This window comes from Amycolatopsis ultiminotia, from assembly GCF_039536925.1.
Classification (GTDB): domain Bacteria; phylum Actinomycetota; class Actinomycetes; order Mycobacteriales; family Pseudonocardiaceae; genus Amycolatopsis; species Amycolatopsis ultiminotia.
Window position 1 is genome coordinate 11,840 of the sequence record NZ_BAAAZN010000037.1, and the last position, 18,912, is coordinate 30,751.

Consider the following 18,912-nt stretch of genomic DNA (forward strand, 5'->3'; position numbering starts at 1 on the left):
CCAGCATGCGGCCAGTCATCTTGGAACAGGTCGTCGTCTGCCTTCGTGCTCTGTAAGAAGCCCCACGCTGTCGAGAAGGTCGACAGTTCACGCCGTGTGATGGCCCGCCGGACAGGTGAACCGAAGAACAAGACGATTACGGTCCGGCAACACACCACGATGGCGGTAACGTGCCGCGCTAGTAAGTCGATGTTGCGGTGGGCAACAGAGCACGTCAGAGCCAGTCTGAGCGATGGAGGCAGGTGATCAGGTTGTCGCAGGGTACGGCTGCGGTGACGAGGTCGCCTTCGGGCGTGGCTGCTGGCGGTTCACCTATCAATTTCCGTGCGCACGAAGTTCGCGCGAACACCCACGGCGCTCGCCAAGACTTCGAGGAGATGATCGGTCAGCTGGTCCGCGCCGTCCGGCCCGGGGTGGCAGCGATGATTGCCGCCAACCCCGGTGACTGGGGCATCGATGTGTTCATCGGCGACCTTGGCGGTCACATCACGATTTGGCAGTCGAAGTACTTTATGCCCGAGGTTGCGGGCAGTACCCATCAAGCGCAGATCCGGGAGTCCTTCAACTCGGCAGTGAAGAACGCCGCCAACGAGAAATTCGTATTGCATCAGTGGGTTCTCTGCGTACCGTCCAGCATGGACGCGCCTACATCGAAGTGGTGGTCGGGCTGGAAGAAGCGGACGGAGAAACAGCACGGGGTCTTGATCGAGTTGTGGGACGAGAACGAACTGCGAGGACTTCTGCTCTCACCTGACGCGGAGGCTGTGCGCAGGCACTACTACGAGCCCGCTCGGTCGGTGCGCACGGTCGCCCAAGTCGTGAACTTGGCCGATGAGGACTCCGACCGGCTAGATTCGGCGTTGTTCGTGCGCCAGCTCCGTGAGGCAGGCCATGTGGAAGTCTCCGCGTCCAAGCACCAATTTTTCAACGCCGAGTTGATGGCGAGAGAAATTGTGGACAAGGGAGTCCCCTCAGAGGTCGCCGCACTGTCCCACGCCGACGCGGCGGTGCATGGCCTGTGGGAGGACCACTTCAACGACGCGTGCCAGATCCACGAGGGCTCGCGCCTGCCAGGTCTGCAGAAGTCGGTGATGGGTGAGATCAGGACCCAGCACGAAGCCCTGGGAGCTGGGCTTCCCGCAGGTGCGGTCCACACGTCCGGCCTGATGCACCGAGTCGTCGACGACCGACGGGCTGGGTGGGTCCGCCACTGGCGGCAGGTCGCGGAGGACCACGTAACACCTGCCGAGACCGGGCAATCAGGCGAGACTTCTGACACCGCGGCCAAAGCGGAGTCGTCGTGACCAGCCCGACCGACGCCCCAACGAGCTCGGGCTCCCGGCCGCCGGTCGTGGTGCCGGAGGACGACGTCGTCTTCCGGCTGGCGCAGCTGGTGCTGCTACTTGCGTCGCTACGTGAGTTCAATCTTCCCGGAGCGTCGATCGAGCGGTTGGGTTACTACGACTTCCTCGTGGCCAACCCGATGCTGGTGCTCACCGATGAGGAAGACCGGGACCGGAAACGGCTGCTGATGGCGGGCTTCGACGGCCGGGCATTGAGCTACGCCAGCCCGGCGCACCGCTTCACCACCCGGCGGGAGCGCCTCCAGCACGACCTGGCCCTGCTCGTGGCCTACGGCTTGGTGGAGCCGACGGTGGACAAGAGCGTGCTGTACGCCGCGACTGCCGAAGGCGTCGAACTCGCTGAGAGGTTCAGCGCCGTCTACGCAAGGTCATACCGGCTGTCTGCAGAGATTCTGCTCACCAAGCTGCGCCGCTATAGCGACTCCCGTCTACGCGATGCGGTCCAGACCTGGACCATGCCGGCACGCGATTCCGCGCGTCCAGAAGCGCTCGACCTCCTCGATGCCATCCACCTGGTGGAAGAGAGCCCGGCAGCCTCCGACTTGCTCCTAGCCGACGCACCTGTTCCTCCGCACCACGATGGACGCCGTACATGAGCACCGAGAATGACCCTGGCAAGGCTGGTCGGGACAACCCGCCCACCGCGGGTGGCTCCTCGGAGCCCATCGTCGTTCCCCGTGGTATCCGGCTCGTACGCCTCCGACTCAAGGGCATCGACCGCGACTACGAGGTCGACTTCCGGGACACCGAAACAAAACTGCGGTCGCTATCTGTCATCGCCGGGGCGTTCAGCACGGGCAAGTCCTCGGTGCTTGAGTTCGTTGCCTACTGCCTTGGCGGAAAAGACCACCCACGGCATCCGGAGATCCTCCGCAAGGTCAGGTCGGCGCTCCTCGAAGTCGAGCTCAACGGGCAACCTCACGTCATTGAGCGGGCTGTCGGTGAGCCATCCACTGCCGCGTTCGTCAGGACGGGACGCCTTGGGGATGTCGAGATCCCACCCCTCGACAGGAAGATGATCAGGCCTGCCGGTGCTGCGGACAGCCTCTCGAGTTTCCTCCTGTCTTACTGCGGTCTCGAAGGCGTGGAGCTGCGCGAGGCACCCACCCAGGCGGAGTCCGGAACCGATCCGCTCAGCATCCGCGATCTGCTGTGGCTCAGCTACATGCCCAACGAGCGACTCGACGACAAGCACCTGCTGTTCGAGAGCTCTCCCATGAAGCGCCTCAAGCTCGGCCAAGTGGTCGACGTCGTGTTTGGCGTCCACGACGACAAGGCAGTCGAACTCGGCCGCCGAATCAGAGAGCTGGAGAACCGACTGGCCAAGGCTCGCGCCGAGTACACCACCACCCAGGGGTTCCTCGACGAGCAGGAATTCGGCACGCGCGTTGAGATCGAACTGGTCTGCGGGGATGCCGAGCAGAAGGTCGAACAGGCCACGCGCGCGCTCGAAACTCTGGACACCGAGATCCGCGCTGCATCCACCTTTGCCGCGGACCTGCGCGCAAGGCACCGCGATGCGTCTCGGCAGGCACAGCAGGCCGCGGCGCTCGTGCGCGACCGTGAGACACAGCTACGCCGCCTCGTTCCTCTCCGTGCCCAGTACGCCGCCGACATCACCAAGCTGACAATGCTTGCCGAGGCGCGCAAGTTATTCGATCCGTTGCAAGTGAAGGTCTGTCCCGCTTGCCTGACTGTGCTCCGGGACGCCCCGCACATCGCCGACGGCCACTGCACGCTATGCAGCTCTGAAGTCACCTTGCCAGCAACAGAATCCACCGGCACCACCGCGTCCACCAACGGCTCATCTGCGAACAACACCGCGCAGGACACTGCAGGCACCGAAACCGAGGCGAAGTTCGACGTCTCCACCGAGCTGCGAGCCACCAAGGCACGCTTGGCGGAAATCACTACATTCGTCGAGGAGCTCGAATCAGAACTCGGACATCTGCGTATCGAGGCCAAGCAAGCCAACGACAACGAGGCTGGCCTCGCGCACGAGGTGGACGCCGCGACCAACGCTGCGGTGAGCCCCTACCTCAGCCAGCGCGACGACCTGATGCGCCAGCAGCAGGCCGCCGCGACCAGCCTGGACCGGGCGAAGACCGCGATCAGGATGCTCGACAGCCTCGACCGACGCGGAGCTACAGTTGCTCGCCTTGAAACCAACGTCGATGCCTTGCGGGCTGAGATGAACGAAGCCGCTATGCAGCCGGACCGCAACGACGTCATTCACCGCATCAGCGAGCGCTATGTTGCCATCCTCACCTCTTGGCGCTACCCCAAGCTCGACCAGGCGTTCATCGACGGTCGCCTCGTCCCCCACATGCGCGGTATGAGCTATACCAACGCTTCCTCTGGGGGGCGCACCCTGATCTCCCTGGCCTGGATACTGGCGATCTTCCAGATCGCCTGGGAGACCGGCAGCGCTCACCCTGGCTTCCTCATGATCGACAGCCCGCAAAAAAACCTCGGCCAGGGCGGCGACCGCGACGCCGAATTCGCTGACAGCATCGCCGTCACGGATTTCTATCAGCACCTGCACACGTGGCTCGCAGGCGAGGGTCAAGGTGCCCAGATCGTTGTCGTTGACAACACGCCTCCGAGCTCAACCGACCCCGACGTCGTTGTTCGCTACTCGCGACGAGAAGACCAACCTCCCTACGGGCTCATTGACGACGAAGTGTCCTGAAGCAGTCTGCGGCCAGAGGCGGATCTCAGCCTGCCTAGCCTCCAGGCTGGGTTCTCGGGCAAGGCGCTCAAGCACTCCGCGATGGGATCTACTACTGCCTGGCACCGGATTTGCGATTGCTTTCGTGTGCACCCTGACCGGCTGACTTCGGAACTTCCCTCGCCTCCCTGGGCAGCCTTGCCCGTCTCCCGGGCAGGTTTGCGTGTTTGCGGCTCACCCGGAGCCGGACGTTCTCCTCCGAACAAGCGGCTCGCCTGCGCCTTGATGTACGACCCCCGCCCGGAGGCGTCACCCGCTGTGACCGCCGGGACGTCCTCCTCGCACGTCGTCCGCCCGTCGGCGAACCCGGACCCGGGCGCAGAAAGCGCGAAACCTGAAGAAATGCGACGGAACTGAAACTCAAGACGAGGCCAGTCTGCGGCTTACAACAGCTGGGCTGTCGTCCGCACCGATAAACACCGCCACCCCGACGACGACGGTGCGGGCAGCAAACAGGCTGTGGGCCGCGCAGCAGGGGGCTGGGAACACGCACGTGGGATGCACCGTACCCCCGCTTTGACCGCGGTCGGACAGGGCGGCTAGTCTGTTCCTCGGTACGCAGGTGCCACGTCGACTTCATCCCGGCTGTGGAGTCATGCGACGAAATGGGCTCGGTGCCTGCCTGTTCCAGACTGGTTGCCCACATTGTCCGCAACTAGCTTGAGCACAAGGCCGGGTGCGTGCCCAGGAGTTAGTTGTGACCAAAAACCGCAGTAAGGCTGTCCGCGGTCGGCAAGGTTATACCAATGAGCAGTATTGTCGAGCTCTCAAAGAGATCAGCAACCTTGACCGAGACACTGCGTTGATACCCGAGGCCAGCTTCGAGCAAGCTCAATTTGAAGCTGAGATTCTTGAAAAGGTCGGATATGGGATAGACCCCCAGAATATCAAGCCTGGCCCACAGCACCCTTTCGGCATTTCTTCGGTAACTCCACGGGAGAACGATCTGGAGCTACTGCTCCATAATTCCGGCGACTCTATCAAAGATTTTGTCTCGAAGATTGCGCCGATGGTTCGAGAAGGTACGGGGAACCTGAGTGGAATTCCCGGGCTTCGCGCCGATTTCGCCAAGCGTGGAGCTATTCTTCGACGTTTGCACGCGTCCGGAAAAGTCATGCTTCCTGGAATCGGCCCCGACGTCTGGCAAGCCGCTATCCGTCAGACCTTTCCCGATCCTGACTTCTTCGATACCGCCTACCAAGGTGATGCGGACAAGTTGCACGATGAAGAAGCTTATATGATCGAGACGTACCCCATGGTGGACGACGGCGAGAGCCACGCAGTAGCTGTAAAGATTTTGAGCGGACTGCTGCGAAGGGTGCACGCATTTCGAGCCCGCACGAGGATGGAATTTACGGATCTCTGGTTCAACTTCTTTGGCGATGGCGGGGCTGTTATAAACATTGAGTGGGCTGGGGATCTCACTCATCATGAAATAGTAACCAGACTTCTTGCTCCACGCTTCGGCTTGCCTTTGAATGCAGACAAATCCGAACATTGCTACTGCGAACCCTGTGCGGCGGAAACCTACTCTTTTGAGTTAAGGGAATGCAGTGGTCTAGATATTGTGCTGTACTTGAGGCGCAACAGGATGTATGAGAACGAACATACTGTGCGGCCGTCTGGAGCGTGTCAGCTAGCCGGAACGGCAAGCGCGCTCACCAACAGCGGACGACGCGGGATCAGTCATGCCTCCTGAAGCACACCTCGCACTGCTGATCCTTCCGCTAACTTGGTCGCTCGCCGTGATGTCGACGGTTGCGATGGCACTCCTGGCCAGGAACGCCAGCCAACGCGCAGATGCCAGAAAAGTGCTAACTCTCCTCTTTCGCTTGCGCTACGGCAAGAAACACGACGATTAGCACGACGGTCCGATCCTCGGGCGTATGCCGCCCGGGCCATCCGGCATTTACGTGTACCGGGTGCATCCGCTTTAGCTAGCCGTAAACTACTCTTGTCGAACACGCGCTTGCCGTTCCGCTCATACTGCCATCGCTCCCATCGCTGCGTGCACCAACGGCCGCTCGATCAAGTCCTGGTACCCGGCCGCATGACCGGCACGGGACGGGTTCGGCGTCGTGATCTGCTCGGCGGACTGATCCATGAATATCAGCAGGCCGCATGACGTGAGACAATTCACGGCACCCACAGGTCAGCAACGACAGGAATCAGGCGCGATGACATCGCGGGCACGGCTCTCTCGCGATCATGGGACTTCAGACACCCACCTGATCAACCAGAGCCGTGCCCGCCCTGCACCCAGACCACAAACGACTTTGCCGGGACCCTGGAGGTCGGGGCGGCCAGTGGCGAACGTCGACTGGTCTGCCCCGGGTTTGACAGAGTCTGTTTGTTGGATTCTTATGCCACTTGATCTTGAGAGGGTGGTATGGGACGACGTGGGTATCCGCCGGAGTTCCGGCGGAAGGTGCTGGACCTGATCGAGGCCGGCCGCAAGGTCGCCGATGTGGCGCATGATCTGGGGATCAGCGATCAGACGATCTACAGCTGGCGGCGACAGGATCGGATCGACCGGGGCCTGGAGACCGGGTTGACCAGCGCGGAGAAGGCCGAGCTGACCGCCGCGAAGAAGAGGTTCGCCGAGTTGGAGAGCGAGTTGGCGGTGCATCGGCGAGCGACCGAGCTGCTGAAGGAGGCGGTGCGCCCAAAAGCCCGCTACGCCGCGATCGCGGCGATGACTGAGGAGGGTTTGCCGGCCCAGCTCGCGTGCCGGGTGCTGGGAGTGTCGGAGTCGGGGTTCTACGCCTGGCGATCGCGGTCACCGTCAGCCCGGTCGATCCGGCATGCCTGGCTGACCGATCTGATCACCGAGATCCACCAGAACTCCCAGGGTCGCTACGGTGCCCGCCGCGTGCACGCCGAGCTACGGCTGGGGCGGGGGATCCAGGTCGGTCACGGGGCGGTGGAGATGCTGATGCGCCGCGCCGGTCTGGTCGGCGCGATGGGGCTGCCGCGGTGGAAGCACACCAAGCCCGATGAGATCGCCAAGGATCTGGTGAAGCGCGATTTCACCGCCGCGGGGCCGAACCGTAAGTGGCTCACAGACATCACTGAGCATCGCACCCGCGAGGGCAAGGTCTACTGCGCGGTCGTGCTCGATGTCTACTCACGTCGCGTGGTGGGCTGGTCTATCGATTCCTCGCCCACCGCGGCCCTGGTGACCAACGCGCTCGGCATGGCCATCGACAACCGGGCGCCGCAGTCTGGCACGATCATTCATTCCGACCAGGGAGTCCAATATGGATCGTGGGCGTTCACCAAGCGCGCGAAGGACTCCGGGCTTGTGCCGTCGATGGGCAGCGTCGGGGACTGCTACGACAACGCGATGATGGAGTCGTTCTGGTCGCGCATGCAGGTCGAACTGCTCGACCGTCACCGATGGCGCACGCGGGTCGAGTTGGCCAACGCGATCTTCGAGTACCTCGAGATCTGGCACAACCGCCAACGCCGTCACAGCCAACTGGGATGGCTCACTCCGATAGAGTTCGAGAACGCAACCGTCGTGGCATGAAAATCCATCAACCGGACTCCACGAAACCCGGGGCAGACCACCTGCACCAGACCCGGGGCGCATCAGGTATGTCGAGGAACTGCGTACCCGCGCCCTCAACGGGGACAGGATCGCCGCCGTCGGATGGGCTGGAATCCTGTCCGACCAAGGATCTCTCGACGAAGCCATGGACGTCTTACGCCCTCACGCCGACGACGGCGACTGGAGTGCATCGTTGAGCCTGGTCTCCCTCGCCGCCATGACCGGGACGCTCGATGCGGAAGTGGCCGCAGGCAGAGCCCCCATTATTGAAACCTGGCAGCAAATGACGTCGGGCTCCGTGCTGCAGCGCCAGATCGGCTCAGCGTCGAAAAGCCCGAAGCAGGCACCCCGATCGCGTCGGCGATCGAGGCCCCCCGCGTCCTGACCCACCACCGGATCTCGTCGTGATACAGCCAGATCGGCGCCGTTACCCACCGCGGGATCCGCTGGCTCGGACGGGGCGACACTGGCAGTACCGGCGCCCGCGTCTGCCGCGCAGGTGGGTGACCTCTTGCGCGCCGCAAGCGGCGCCTTACGCGGGGAAGCGTCGGACCCGATCGGTGACGCTTGCGCGTGACGAGCCACGGGAATTCCCAGGCGAGCACGGTGGCCGATCTTCGCCCGCTCGGTTTCCGGCCCTCGGCCAAGCGTGCCGAATCCCGCGCCACCGCCATCCGGAGGTGACTGCGTGGCTGCGCACCAGCGCCGAGGGCGGTGCCGCGCTGATCGTGCAGTGCGATGACCACCAGTACCTGCACCCGCTACGTGAGGACTGGCAGTTCGCCGAGGACGTCGGCGAGGCCGGCCAGGTGGTCGTGGCCCTGTCCACCACGGTCGATCCCCTCGCGATGGCCAACCCCGAGCCGCTCTAGCGAGCACTGGCCACCGGGGACGTGCCGGAACCGTCAGGGCTGTTGGCCATTGTGTTTCGGAGGATTCCCGCTGCCGGGATCAAGAGCTTCGTTCACTGCGTACGTCAGAAGCTGCACCTGCGCTTCCAGCGAGGCGCCGAGGGCGATGGCTCGGTCGAGGAAGGCGAGCATCCAGCTTCCGTCGGAGGATAGGATCTCGACCACATCGGCCGTTTCGGCCGTGGCGGCCTCCAGCTCACCGATAGCAGAGCGGCGCTGAGCGTCACGTACGACGCTGCGCAAGACGGCCTTCTCCGTGGGGGTCGGCCCGCGCCGTTCGCTTCGCAGTCGTTGCAGGATGGCTTTCACGTTCTGGTGAAGCAGGGGCATCGATCGATGACCGGCATGAGCGGCGACCATGCGTGGCGTCATCATCTCGTCCGCTGTCCGAATGTCGATATTCGGCAGCGGAGCACCATCCGCCAACGCCAGGCTGTCCAAAGCGGCCGCGTTGCGCTCGTCACGCTCGCGCACCCGTTCCAGTGGGTCCTTGCGACGGCTGGCGACAAGCGCGCTGATCTCATCGCGCGCCTGCTGGCTTCGAACACCTGGAGAACGTCGGCGACGGTAGCTACCGTCGTTCGCCGCCTGCCTACTCTTGTTCACCAGCCACTGTTCGAGTCGCATGCCGGGAAGCGGTGGCTTGACAGCGGTCGAGAAATCGGCTTCCTCGAGCTGAGTCCCGCATAGTGGTGTGGCGCGGTCGCCGGGATCGTCTACGAGGTGTTGTGGACGTGGGTGCGGCCACCGCGTGATCCTTCGAGTCAACCTTCCACAGAATCCTCGAGGACCATCACGATGACCGCACCACATATTGTTGACCCTGCCGGCCTGTTGGGTGAAGCCCTGTCCGAGGCCTCTCCGGATCTGATGCGCAGCCTGTTGCAGACGATCATCAACCAGTTGCTCTCCGCCGACGCTGACGCGGTGGTCGGCGCCGAGTACGGCCGCCGGTCATCGGGCCGAACAACCCAGCGCAACGGCTACCGGCACCGCGACCTCGATACCCGCCTCGGCACGATCGATGTGGCCGTGCCGAAACTGCGCAAGGGCAGCTACTTCCCTGAGTGGCTGCTGGAGCGCCGCAAACGCGCCGAGTCCGCGTTGATCACCGTGGTGGCCGACTGCTACCTCGCCGGCGTGTCCACCCGGCGGATGGACAAACTGGTCAAACAACTCGGCATCGATTCGCTGTCGAAGTCACAGGTCTCCCGCATGGCCACCGACCTGGACCAGATCGTGGAGGAGTTCCGCCACCGTCCACTGGGCGAGGCAGGCCCGTTCACCTTCCTGGCCGCCGACGCGCTGACCATGAAGGTCCGCGAGGGCGGTCGCGTGATCAACGCTGCGGTGCTGTTGGCGACCGGGGTCAACGGCGACGGGCACCGCGAGGTCCTGGGCATGCGCGTGGCCACCGCCGAGACCGGCACCGCGTGGAACGAGTTCTTCGCCGACCTCGTGGCCCGCGGACTGACCGGCGTCCGCCTCGTCACCAGTGACGCCCACGCCGGCTTGGTCGAGGCGATCGCGGCGAACCTGCCCGGCGCGTCCTGGCAACGGTGCCGCACCCACTACGCGGCCAACCTCATGAGCGTGACCCCGAAAACCATGTGGCCCGCCGTCAAAGCGATGCTCCACAGCGTCTACGACCAACCCGACACGACCGCCGTGCACGCCCAGTTCGACCGCCTGTTGGACTACGTCGACGAGAAACTCCCTGCCGTGGCCGACCACCTCGGCCAGGCCCGCGCCGACCTGCTCGCTTTCACCACGTTCCCGAAAGACGTGTGGGTACAGATTTGGTCGAACAACCCCGCCGAACGGTTGAACAAGGAAATCCGTCGCCGCACTGACGCCGTCGGGATCTTCCCCACCCGCGAGGCCATCATCCGGCTCGTCGGTGCCGTCCTGGCCGAGCAAACCGACGAATGGGCCGAAGGGCGCCGCTACCTCGGACTCGACGTCCTCGCCCGCTGCCGCCTCACCCCCATCACCGACCCCGACACGGAGACACCCAACGACCCCATCCTCGAACTCAGCGCCTAACAACCCCAGAGAAGGACAACGCAGCACTACACCACCACAAGGGACTTGACCCTTCCTCGTCCTTGCTATACCACTCCTTCATTCTCGAGCGCAGGTAGTCGGGCAGCAACTCGCCCGCCTCCCGCGGGTCCTGCAGGGTCTTGTCCGGCTTCTGGTTGAGACAGGTCAGAAGCGCTCGTGCGCAGTACTCGGCGTCATACCAGAAGTCCAGCTGCCGTTCGATGTCCGCCCGCTGCGACGGGATCAGCTTCTCCTGAGACCATCCCATCCGCTGGAAGAGCAGCCCGGTAGTCTGCCTGCGCTCGTGCTCGTCCCCAGGAACGACCGTGACCGGCCACGCCTTGTCTTCCATCCGAACCACGACGTACCTCCCTTGCACACTCCAAGAAACTGTATGGGGAGTTCGAGGCGCAAGCGGTGACCAACACACCCGGACCCGCCGTATCGACTTCTTGGCGCACAAGCCTCCCGACCGCATCCACCTCGACCGGCACACTCTGGTGAACCATCGGATCACACCTGGTTGCGTGCTGCGCTGTCTGACCAACACCGAAGAGTCGCCTGCAGCCGCTGCCCGCCATCCCGGAGGCGGTCTTGTGCCGGACCAGCGACGGCGCGATAGCCACGATCCTCGCGCTGCTGGCTGAGGCCCTGCCCGGGCGTGTCGAACGAGCGACGCAGAGGGGAAGCGAAATGGAAGCTTCAGACGGTGGCAGGTCCCCTCGGCTTCACCAAACAGATTCCCGAGAACACTCGTCGTTGGCTGCCCGTCGCAGTTGGCCGGCTGATCCTCGGTAACACCGTGCGGGGCAGTCCCTCACCTCGGGCTATTGTTGCCGGTTATGATGCCGTAGTGGGTGGCGAGTTCGGCGAATACTGTGCCTCGGCGTCGTGTGGTGCGGTCGATGAGCGTGCGCATCACGCGTTTTCCTAGTGGTTGGTAGCGGACCCAGTCTGGTGCGAGATCGCGGGCCTCTGCCAGCCGGTTGAGGGCGTCCTTGTCTTTTCGGAGTTCGAGGGCTGCGGCTGCGAGGAACAGTCGGTGTCCGGCTTCCCAGAACGCGGGTACTTCGGTGCCGGTTGCCGGAGGTGTCGAGTTCGCGAGTGCGAGTGCACGTTCGGGGTCGCCGGCGCGAACCATGAAGTCGACGCGTTGCAGGGCTGCGACCCGGGGACCGAAGATCGCGGCCTCGGTGGCGGTGTCGCCGTGGGAACGGATGGCCGCGGCGTGGGCGGCTGCGAGCAGGTCGTCGGCGCGGCTGGTACTGCCGTTGTTGAGTGCAGCTGTGGCTGCGTTGAAGAGGAGATTGCCGAAAACGCCGGCGCGGTGCGGGTCGCGGTCGAGCATGCGAGGTTCGATTAGCGCAGCGGCTTCGGTGGCGACGCGTTCGGCGTCCTCGTGCAGTCCTTGGCGGACGAGGGTCCAGGCGAGGTATCGGAGGGAAATCGCGCGTTCGATTTCGGGGGTGTCTGCTTTTGCTGCTTCGTCGACCGCGCGGCGGGCGGAGGTGTAGGCGAGGTCGTCGAGTCCGAGGCGCCCGGCGATTCCGGCACCGAGGCGGTAGGCGGTGGAGAGGATGCGGTATCCGCCGGCGCGCTCGTCGTCGTGGGCTTCGCGGACGATGCGGCGTGCGTCGGTGAGGATCAGCGGTAGCGCGTGGACCAGTGCGGTGTGCTGACCGTCGACGTAGGCGCGCCATGCATCGTGCGCCTCCGCGGCGAGTTCCGGAAGGGCCAGCACATCGCGGCTGTCGGCAAGGTCATTCAAGCCGGGAATGTCTGTGTCGGCGTTGATTGCACGGCGCAGCGACACCACTTCGATGTCGAGCGAGTGCGGCGCTGGCATGTGCCCAAGCAACGTGTCGATGGTGACGCCGAGTGCGCTGGCGAGTTTGCGCAGGGTCGCGGGGCGGCTCTGTGTGCGCTTGCCTTGCTCGATCCGCGCGACCGTGTCGAGGCCGACGCCCGCTGCCTCGGCGAGCTGTTCTTGGGACAGGTCACGTGCGACGCGCAGTCGAGCGAGGTTTTCGGCGACGGATGTGCCAGCCATGGTGTCCTCCCCGGGGTAACCGGCTGGTGTCATTCGGTGACTGGATGTCCATTCTCGCAGATTACGAACGTTTCGCCAGCCTGCGCGGAGGTGAGTGCCGCGCGGAGGCGCCGTGCGAGGGTGGGTTTCACCCGCTTGGCGGCGTCGTCGATGGGCAGCAGCTGCGCGGAGAGGATCTCCGGGTCGCTGAGCTCGAGTTGCGCAGTCTCTTCTGCGGTGATTCGGCCGCCGTCAAAGATGAACGCAAGCCCCTCTGGCATCGTGCCGTCGTCCGGAATGTAGTCGACCACCAGCAGGGGGCCGAGCGGTCGATCGATCCCGAGTTCTTCGGCGCGCTCTCGCCGCGCGGTGCGCCAGGGCGGTTCGTTCGCTTCGCAGACTCCGCCCGGAATGTCCCAATGGTCCTTGTAGGACGGCTCGACCAGCAGTACCTGGTCGGAGTCGTCACGGATCAGCGTGCCGGCCGACATCCGTTTCCGCGGGAGCGAGCGTACGTACTCGTCGAACGGCAGCAGGTCCACAGCCGTCGAGCCTACCGCCGAGACGGCACCGGAACGGATCTAGGCCAATGACGCCTGGATATGCGGTGGCTCGTCGGGCAAATGCTGGTTACTGGCTGTGTTTAGTTCGGTTACCCTCGGAAAGACTGCTTGGTATGTGGAAGCCGGGATTACTCGCTGACCTCACCAGACACCGGGACGGGTCACGATGACTGCGCTGATTTATATCGATCCGGCGGCGATACGTCCGGTGATCGATGGGGTGTGGCATCTGACTCGGCTGTCGGGTGTTCCGGCGCCGGGGGATGAGGTGAGGACGTTGTGTGGGGAGACGGCGGCTGCGGCTTTTGTGCCGTTGAGTGAGCGCAACGCGCGGGGTGTGTCGACGCAGTGCGTGGACTGCGATCTGGAGTACCGGCGGATGCATGGCTTTGTGATCGCGCCGAATCACCCGGGTCTACGCCGTGGGTCGCGGCGGGGGAGGTCGTGATGGGGGTCTGGATGCGTGATGACGGTACGGAGGTGCTGACTGACCCGGAGACCGGTGAGGTCATCGCCGATGATGCGCAGGAACTGGGTGGGGCGCGTGGGGACTGAGGAAAGGGGGGTGCGGAATCGGTTGCTGGGTATTGCGCTGCGTGCGGCGCGGGAGAACGCGAGGTTCGGGGTGCGGGAGCTGGCTCGTCGGCTGGGGATGAACGCGGCGTTGTTGTCGAACTGGGAGCTGGGGCAGCGGACTCCGCATCTGCTGGATGTGGCCGGCCTCCTCGGTGCGCTCGGGGTTGTCGGTGAGGAGAAGCGGCGGATCCTGCATCTGGCGCGGATGACGGGGCCCGGGTTGATCGTGCCCGGTGCGCAGAGCAATCGTGATCATCTGGCGGCGTTGCGGGACTGCGAAGCACTGGCCACGGCGATCACGGTGTGGCATCCGTTGCAGGTGCCGGATCTGCTGCAGATCCCGGATTACGCGATGGCCGTTCTCGCTACGCAGGGGTTCAGTGGCAAGGAAATCCGCCAGCTCGCTGCGATCCGGGCGAAGAGCGGCAACGTCATCCTGGGCTTCGACGGGACTCCGACGACGATCTACATGGGTGCGGCTGCCCTGACCAACCTGGTCGGCAGCGCCACGATCATGCATCGCCAACTCGATATCCTCGTGGTGGTTCCGGCTGCGACCAACGTGCGGATCGTGCCGGACGACGGTGGCGAGCATCCCGGGCGGTTCGGGCCGTTCACCCTGTTCGACACAACCGCGGCAACGATGGCGTACTTCTCGCACCACAACGCCGGAATCTTCATTCCCGACGACAGCCGGGAGTACGACGGGATCGTCGAACGGCTCGACAAAGTAGCCAAGACACCCCTCGAATCCGCCATGCTCATCGAAGAAGCCGCAACCAGGTTCGCCGCGGCCGCCGAGGCGTAGGTCTCAGGCTCCGAGTCTTGGTCGTTCCGTCGTCGCGTCCCCTCTGCGACAGTCCAGGCGGAGCGATCGGGCCATTCCGGCGGGCGCGGGACGTCCGCGCCCGCCGGAGCTGGTCACGTCCGCGGTTACCCGAGCGCGTTGAGGGTGAGGGTGAGTGCGTCGATAAGGTGGTCGCGGCGGCCGGGGTAGAGGTTGATCTGTGGTCCGCCGTCGAGGCCGTCGTTGATGAAACTGAGGATGCGGCCTTCGCGGGTGAGGTCGATCGTGGACAGTGGTGTGGAACGCGTGCGCTCCCCGATGCCCTGACGGGTTGCCACGTAGAGCTGGTGGATCGCGTCCCGTCCGGCACGCATGAGGTGCCGCAACTCATCGGCCTGCGCGGAGATCTCGTTGAGCGGATCATCAGTTCGGTAGTCGCGACCGGCATCGTCGTAGTGCGCCTTCGGCACACATAGCGGCCTTATCCTGGCCGAAGGGCGAGTCGGGAGCGTGTCTACGAGGCTCTCGACCAGGTCTTGCGGCCGGATGGGGTCGAGTTGGATCACCTCGTGGTCGGTGATCAACCGGACCGCGTCTCGTCCGGATTCTGCGGTGAGGATCGCCGCGGCCTGGACGCTCGCATGACGCAGGTTGTTCCAGGAGTACACCTCGCGCCGAGCCGTCGCGAGCACCCCCAGCGTGGCTCGATACTGCGGGACGAGGACGCCGTCGGTGTCCGCTAGGCCGAGCTGGACCAGCAACTCGAGCGCACGTTGTCGGAAAGCGACCTCCGCGTCGTCGGTCCGGTGGGTGTGGTCCGGTTCGACGACCACGGGAGGCGCGCCGAGTCCGGCCAGCTCCCAGGACGCGAGGAACACCGGCCGGGGCATTCGCACCGGTCTGTCGATGATGTTCACGGGTGTGTTCAACCCCCGATCGTCGGAGGCGTAGGCGGCAGCCCGGTTCGCGGATCCACCAGCCGGCCATCGTCGTCATCGGTCAGGCTGAACGCGGAATCATCGTCCAGGCCGTACTTGCGCTGGTGCTCCTTGTCGTCCTCGCCTTTCCCCTTGCCACCAGCGGCACCCATGCCACCCATGCCAGCGCCACCACGCGCTCCGGACGCGCCACGCCCCGCGGCGGCACCGCCCGAACCGCGCACAGCGCCTTCCTCGCCAGCACCGACACCGGACCGCGCGCCACCACCGGGCCCGCCGGCCAGCCCACGGCCGGTCGCAGCTCCAGCCCCGTCGGGGCCGGACGACGAACCACCGCCACCGAAACCGCCGGGCACGAACCCGCCACCCGCTCCGGGAGACCATGACGAACCGCCCCCGGAACCGGGACCCGAACCGGTCACCGGCAGTGGCGGCGTCGGGCTGGTACGAGTGTCCGGCGGTGACGGTGGTGCGTAGCCCGAGGTCTTGGTGCCGCTATCGCCTTGATTGTTTGCCCCCGGACTCTCAGCTGTCACCGGGTAGTCAGCTGCAGGAGTGTGTCCGGAAGTTCCTGCCGACGGCGGTGTGTGCGCAGTGCCGCTCGTACCAGTGAACTCCGACCGCGCCGAGGTATGCCCGCTGGTTCCGCCAGTCGATGGGTGCTGGGTGTGCGAGGAAGCGGGATCCTGCGGAGTGATCGTGACCTGGCCGTCGAACTTCTCGAGCTGGCCGTAGTCGGTCTTCAGACCTTGTCCGCTGCTCTGCGCCTGCTTCGAGTAACCGTTGTAGCGGTCCAGGTTCTCCTGCGCCAGCTTGTTGTAAGTGTTGATCTGGTCCTCGGTGTCGGTGTCCCACGGCGAGGCGGTGTCGAAGAAGTCCTTGTGTGGCGGCGTGTTCGGCATCGGCTGCAACGCAGCCTTCATCTCGTCGAAGCCGTGCGCCAGGTCCGTCAGGTTCTGTCCATTGCCGGTATAGGTTTGCGCGGCAGTAGCCGTGACATCAGCGAACGGCTTGATCTTTGCCTGCGCAGCATCCGCGCCACCGCCGGTCCACATCGACTCCAGACCTGTGCTCAATCGCCGCACGTCGTCGCTGGCTTCGTGGTGCTGACGCGCCATCTCTTCGGCCTGACCGGCGCCTTGGTGCCAGCTCTGGGCTCCCTTGCTGGCCAAGATTTTCTGCACCAGTTCCGGGGCCGGGACCGCTTGGTCACCGGTGTTGCCGTGCCATACGTCAGAGGCCCAGTGCTCGAATTCGTTGAACCGATCGTTGAGCCACTTCGTGCCGTCGCCGACCCAATCGAACAGACCCATCACGCACCCGCTTTCTGCCGCAGGTTGGTGACCACCATGTCCGCCACCCGCGGAGCCAGCTCACACGGATCAGCTTTACCTCGGTTGGCGTTGCCCAGAACCAACGTGGCATCAAAGCTCAGGTCGTCCCTAATACCGACGCTCACCTGGCAGAACTGATCTGTGAGGTCAGATCCGATCGCCACCGCAGCAACAGCAGGGAAGCCCTGGATGAGGGGTAGCTCGCGCCATACCTGAGACTTCGGTTTCGTGTTCTGATAGAGCCCGCTCAGTCCCGCATGAGATTCGGTCGTGTAGCTGACGGTGACCAGGGAGCCGGCATCGCTGTTGTGCCAGTCGCATGACGGGCCAAGTCCTGCCGTGTCCTTGTGTTCTCCCTGCGGTGCAATGCCGATGATTTCCTTGAGCTGCGCGGGGGTCAACGCTTCCTGGCACGGGTCGTCTGACAAGACCGAAGCGGGTAGCGGGTGGTCGACCTTGGGAGCGCCGCTGTGGGGCAGTGCGTTCGCCGGCGATGAGGGCGGCGTGCTTGCCGGGGCAGCACCTGGTCCACCAGAGCATCCGGCAGCGACTGCTGCCACCGCTGCCATGCCGACAGCTGTCATCATCGTGCGGCGCGTCATCCGGCGAACCCCTTGCTTTCGTTCCCGGAGGTCGCATTCTTGACGTCGGTTCCGGCTTGCTCATCGGACGTTTCGGTAATCCCCAGCGCTTGCTCCAGCCGTTTGACTAGCTCGTCGGCGTAGGCGTACTCCTGCTTGACCTGGCTCTCGCCGGCGGCAAACGCGCCTGGCGGGGGGCCGGCATCTACCAGGAGCTTGTTGTAGCCGTTGCTGCCCGGCTCGTCCGCTGGGGACGTGAGCTGCGTCAACGACTGTGCTGTCGGAAGCATGCCCTGGTATTTGTCACGGAGCCGTTTGGCGACGGTGAGCATGTTGCGTGCTTCGTCGGTGCTCATGGCGAAGCCCTGCCCCGATGGGGCGGCCCCGCCCCCGGAAGCGCCACCGCCGCCGGCCTGATCGGTGATGACGAAGCCGAGTCCTTCGAGCCAGTTCGGCCCAGACGCAGGTTGAGACACTGATCTACCCCTCTAGTGACACCTGTTAACGCTGGTAGACGACCCGTCCAAAGACCGTCTGCCAGGAATCACAGTAGCGGACCGGTCACCGCGTGGTAGTCACTTCTGAGGAACGTCATCGTCAGCCCAACACGTCCTTGGGCAATAACTCCTGGTGGCGGCGAGTCATGGCCTGGTACTCGACGTAGGCGCGGGAGTTCTGCGGACCGCCGGCAGCCATCAACTCGTCGTGGGCGATGCTTTGTGCCGCGTTCACGCTGGCTACCTGCTCCATGTGCGCGACCGCGCGAAGTGCCTCGTCCCTGCGGTCGACGGCGTCAGGCAGCCCGTGGCTTGCCAACCTGTCGTACAAGTCGGCGGCCTCGGAGTGGACATCGGCTGCGCGTTGCGCCCACGCCACATGCAGCCGCAGGTAATCGCCGAACGTCATCTGGTCGCTGTCGTCGACTGGCCCCGTGTGCTCCGTTTCGCTCACCTCGGCATGGTGCCATGCGGACCTGAAAACGCGGGTCGTTCGCCGATAGCTGCCAGGCTCATCATGGCGCTCTCATGCAGGGCGAGCGACCTCGATCTGGCATCTCGTGGGTCTCGGCCTGCTAGACGGGCGGCAACGGGATCCACTTGATCGTCATCGCTAGGTGGGCGTATCCCGTCGAAGTTCCTTCCGCGGTGGGCTGAACGGGTGAAAGCTGCCGTACTGAGTCGAGACTCAGTGGCTAGTTACGTTGCGTTCACTTCGGCTCGCCCTGCTAAGCCGGTGGTGCCCCGGGCATCCCGCGTCGGGGCATGGACGGCGAGTGGCAAGCCGAAGTCGCGAGTCGGCTGTCTCGTCGTCGAGCGGAGGCAGTGGCCCAGACCGCCGATTATGGCCGGCTGGCTGGTTCTCCGTTCGGCAATTAGTACTGCAATGACACTTCGTGATGTTTGTGTTGGTGGTAGTGGCTGGTTCGGGCTCGGGCTTGGCTGGTTCGTCGCCATCGTGACCAGTGCATCGCGTGCTGGATTGTGTGCTGGACCCGCGTG

18 protein-coding genes are annotated in these 18,912 nt (G+C 64.5%); 8 read left to right on the forward strand and 10 right to left on the reverse strand.

What is annotated here, in order from left to right; genetic code table 11:
* The first annotated feature begins 242 nt into the window (after window positions 1–242).
* From ABD793_RS42005 to ABD793_RS42020, 4 genes are all read left to right on the forward strand, one after another.
* The gene (locus ABD793_RS42005) at window positions 243–1,304 is read left to right on the forward strand and encodes a hypothetical protein (RefSeq protein ID WP_344869408.1); all 1,062 of its coding nucleotides are present in this window, start codon (window positions 243–245) and stop codon (window positions 1,302–1,304) included.
* Window positions 1,301–1,960 carry an ABC-three component system middle component 2 gene (locus tag ABD793_RS42010; RefSeq protein WP_344869410.1) on the forward strand — a complete coding sequence of 220 codons (660 nt, stop codon included), beginning with the start codon at window positions 1,301–1,303 and terminating at the stop codon, window positions 1,958–1,960. Before ABD793_RS42005 ends, ABD793_RS42010 begins: the two co-directional genes overlap by 4 nt.
* Window positions 1,957–4,056 (forward strand): hypothetical protein, encoded by a 2,100-nt coding sequence (locus tag ABD793_RS42015; protein ID WP_344869412.1) that lies wholly within the window; start codon window positions 1,957–1,959, stop codon window positions 4,054–4,056. The genes ABD793_RS42010 and ABD793_RS42015 overlap by 4 nt, the downstream gene beginning before the upstream one ends.
* A gap of 736 nt (window positions 4,057–4,792) precedes the next feature.
* A complete protein-coding gene (locus tag ABD793_RS42020; RefSeq protein WP_344869414.1) occupies window positions 4,793–5,794 on the forward strand; it encodes a hypothetical protein in 1,002 nt (333 codons plus the stop codon).
* Between the two features lie 282 nt (window positions 5,795–6,076).
* Here the strand turns inward: ABD793_RS42020 and ABD793_RS42025 are convergent, their stop codons facing one another.
* A complete protein-coding gene (locus ABD793_RS42025; RefSeq protein WP_344869416.1) occupies window positions 6,077–6,199 on the reverse strand; it encodes a hypothetical protein in 123 nt (40 codons plus the stop codon).
* Window positions 6,200–6,484: 285 nt separating this feature from the next.
* On the opposite strand from ABD793_RS42025, the gene ABD793_RS42030 reads away from it, so the two are divergent.
* Both ABD793_RS42030 and ABD793_RS42035 read left to right on the forward strand, forming a co-directional pair.
* A complete protein-coding gene (locus ABD793_RS42030; protein ID WP_344869418.1) occupies window positions 6,485–7,627 on the forward strand; it encodes an IS3 family transposase in 1,143 nt (380 codons plus the stop codon).
* Between the two features lie 701 nt (window positions 7,628–8,328).
* Entirely contained in the window at window positions 8,329–8,520 is a 192-nt protein-coding gene (locus tag ABD793_RS42035; RefSeq protein WP_344869420.1) for a hypothetical protein, read from the forward strand.
* A 33-nt stretch (window positions 8,521–8,553) separates the two neighbouring features.
* Here the strand turns inward: ABD793_RS42035 and ABD793_RS42040 are convergent, their stop codons facing one another.
* Window positions 8,554–9,186 (reverse strand): hypothetical protein, encoded by a 633-nt coding sequence (locus ABD793_RS42040; protein WP_344869421.1) that lies wholly within the window; start codon window positions 9,184–9,186, stop codon window positions 8,554–8,556.
* Between the two features lie 171 nt (window positions 9,187–9,357).
* On the opposite strand from ABD793_RS42040, the gene ABD793_RS42045 reads away from it, so the two are divergent.
* Window positions 9,358–10,605 (forward strand): IS256 family transposase, encoded by a 1,248-nt coding sequence (locus ABD793_RS42045; RefSeq protein WP_030534599.1) that lies wholly within the window; start codon window positions 9,358–9,360, stop codon window positions 10,603–10,605.
* Here ABD793_RS42045 and ABD793_RS42050 read toward each other — a convergent pair.
* From ABD793_RS42050 to ABD793_RS42060, 3 genes are all read right to left on the reverse strand, one after another.
* Window positions 10,595–10,966, reverse strand: a complete 372-nt coding sequence (locus ABD793_RS42050; RefSeq protein WP_344869429.1) for a hypothetical protein — start codon at window positions 10,964–10,966, stop codon at window positions 10,595–10,597. The two genes, ABD793_RS42045 and ABD793_RS42050, sit on opposite strands and share 11 nt — an antisense overlap.
* A gap of 456 nt (window positions 10,967–11,422) precedes the next feature.
* Entirely contained in the window at window positions 11,423–12,688 is a 1,266-nt protein-coding gene (locus ABD793_RS42055) for a helix-turn-helix domain-containing protein (protein WP_344869431.1), read from the reverse strand.
* Window positions 12,685–13,176, reverse strand: a complete 492-nt coding sequence (locus tag ABD793_RS42060) for an NUDIX domain-containing protein (RefSeq protein WP_344869433.1) — start codon at window positions 13,174–13,176, stop codon at window positions 12,685–12,687. The genes ABD793_RS42055 and ABD793_RS42060 overlap by 4 nt, the downstream gene beginning before the upstream one ends.
* A 586-nt stretch (window positions 13,177–13,762) precedes the next feature.
* Between ABD793_RS42060 and ABD793_RS42065 the strand changes: the two genes are divergently transcribed.
* Window positions 13,763–14,581 (forward strand): helix-turn-helix domain-containing protein, encoded by an 819-nt coding sequence (locus ABD793_RS42065; RefSeq protein WP_344869435.1) that lies wholly within the window; start codon window positions 13,763–13,765, stop codon window positions 14,579–14,581.
* A 125-nt stretch (window positions 14,582–14,706) separates the two neighbouring features.
* Here the strand turns inward: ABD793_RS42065 and ABD793_RS42070 are convergent, their stop codons facing one another.
* From ABD793_RS42070 to ABD793_RS42090, 5 genes are all read right to left on the reverse strand, one after another.
* Window positions 14,707–15,489: an ESX secretion-associated protein EspG gene (locus ABD793_RS42070; protein ID WP_344869437.1), complete on the reverse strand. Its 783-nt coding sequence runs from the start codon at window positions 15,487–15,489 to the stop codon at window positions 14,707–14,709.
* On the reverse strand, window positions 15,486–16,811 hold the full coding sequence (locus tag ABD793_RS42075; RefSeq protein ID WP_344869439.1) for a hypothetical protein: 1,326 nt from the start codon (window positions 16,809–16,811) through the stop codon (window positions 15,486–15,488). The genes ABD793_RS42070 and ABD793_RS42075 overlap by 4 nt, the downstream gene beginning before the upstream one ends.
* A complete protein-coding gene (locus tag ABD793_RS42080; protein WP_344869441.1) occupies window positions 16,811–17,434 on the reverse strand; it encodes a DUF3558 domain-containing protein in 624 nt (207 codons plus the stop codon). The genes ABD793_RS42075 and ABD793_RS42080 overlap by 1 nt, the downstream gene beginning before the upstream one ends.
* Entirely contained in the window at window positions 17,431–17,769 is a 339-nt protein-coding gene (locus ABD793_RS42085) for a hypothetical protein (RefSeq protein WP_344869443.1), read from the reverse strand. The genes ABD793_RS42080 and ABD793_RS42085 overlap by 4 nt, the downstream gene beginning before the upstream one ends.
* Window positions 17,770–18,010: 241 nt before the next feature.
* Window positions 18,011–18,364: a hypothetical protein gene (locus tag ABD793_RS42090; protein WP_344869445.1), complete on the reverse strand. Its 354-nt coding sequence runs from the start codon at window positions 18,362–18,364 to the stop codon at window positions 18,011–18,013.
* Between the last annotated feature and the right edge of the window lie 548 nt (window positions 18,365–18,912).